The following is a 1,223-nucleotide window of genomic DNA, read 5'->3' as shown; positions in this document are numbered from 1 at the left end:
CGCTGCTGCCACAAATGCCCCTAAGTCTGAAGTGTTAGAAACCATTGAAGACACGCGAGAAGTTAAGAATGGCAAAGAAGAATTCACGGTAGACTTCCAATACTATGCGAAAAAATACAACTTGAAAAAGGGCGAAAAACTGGTTGTGACGCATGAAGTATTTAATGATGAAAAGCATACAGACAAATACACCGAGCACTTCGATTTAAATAATGAAAAACAAACCATCCGCCCTGAGAAAGTAGAAGAAAAACCAGTGACTCCAGCTGTAAAAGAAACACCAAAGGAAACTCCAAAAGAAAAAACAATGCCTCAAACGAGTCAAAGTAATAAGAAATCTATCTTGCCAATCTTCTTAGCGAGTGTTGGCGTGATTGCTACGGGTGTGATTGTTCATGATGTTAAATTCAAAAAGAGTCGTTGATGGCTCATGGTAGTAAAAAAAATTACAGTCAAAAAAAGAAAATATCTTAGTAAAGGAGCAATGATCGCTATTGCTCTTTTATTTATTTTGTCAGTTGGCGCTTATACAAGTTATCGTCATTTTCTGACACGAGACTTGAAACAGGAAAAAGTGCATGCTGCGGAAGTAAAAAGGAACGCTTCGTTGAATGAAAAAACTTCTCCAAAATTGATTACTTATGAGCTAAACGATGTTGTAGAAGTAAGCGCTGATGATGTGGTAGCCGCCAATTTTAGGAATGCTAGAGGTACTAGCAAGAAAATTCTAACTGGTGGAATGTACATGCCAGATACAAACATCCATTTAGGCATATTTAAGGGATTTTACGGCGATAACCAATATTTAGGTGCATGTACCTACTATGACGCTGAGAACAGCAGCGAGAGACAATTAGGCAAAGGAAATTATGTTTTAGTTGGTCACAATATGGCAAGTAGAACGTCTTTATTTGCTCCATTGAAAAACTCGAAAATTGGCAGTTATGTTTATCTAACTGATTATCAAGAAGTATTCACTTTTCGAGTAACCAGTAATGATGTGTTCAATGATACAAGGACGGACTTGTTAGAAGATATTCCTGACGACGAAACACCGATTTGTACCCTGGTAACTTGCTACGGCGGTGCTGGTACTAAGAGACGTCGAATCGTGCAGGGTGAGTTGATAGAACAAAAAACTCTTTCTAATAGTCCAGCTCATGTTAAAGAAGCTTTTCAAGTGAATTAAATCAATGAAAAAAGAATAATATCCCCCCTACTTT

1 protein-coding gene and 1 pseudogene are annotated in these 1,223 nt (G+C 37.6%); both read left to right on the top strand.

The window, feature by feature from the left end; genetic code table 11:
* A pseudogene (locus tag IGI46_RS25890) lies at positions 1–424 on the top strand (hypothetical protein); the annotation flags it as partial.
* A gap of 6 nt (positions 425–430) precedes the next feature.
* Entirely contained in the window at positions 431–1,189 is a 759-nt protein-coding gene (locus tag IGI46_RS25885; protein ID WP_429974625.1) for a class A sortase, read from the top strand.
* Positions 1,190–1,223 lie beyond the last annotated feature (34 nt).

It is taken from the genome of Enterococcus sp. AZ163 (genome assembly GCF_050498925.1).
Lineage (GTDB): Bacteria > Bacillota > Bacilli > Lactobacillales > Enterococcaceae > Enterococcus_A > Enterococcus_A ferrettii.
The sequence above is the reverse complement of the archived record's forward strand: the minus strand, read 5'-3'. Positions and strand labels throughout refer to the sequence as shown.

What these genes read in the sequence shown, in the direction of transcription:
- IGI46_RS25885 (WP_429974625.1), top strand. Translation starts at nt 431, where the DNA reads ATGGTAGTAAAAAAAATTACAGTCAAAAAAAGAAAATATCTTAGTAAA.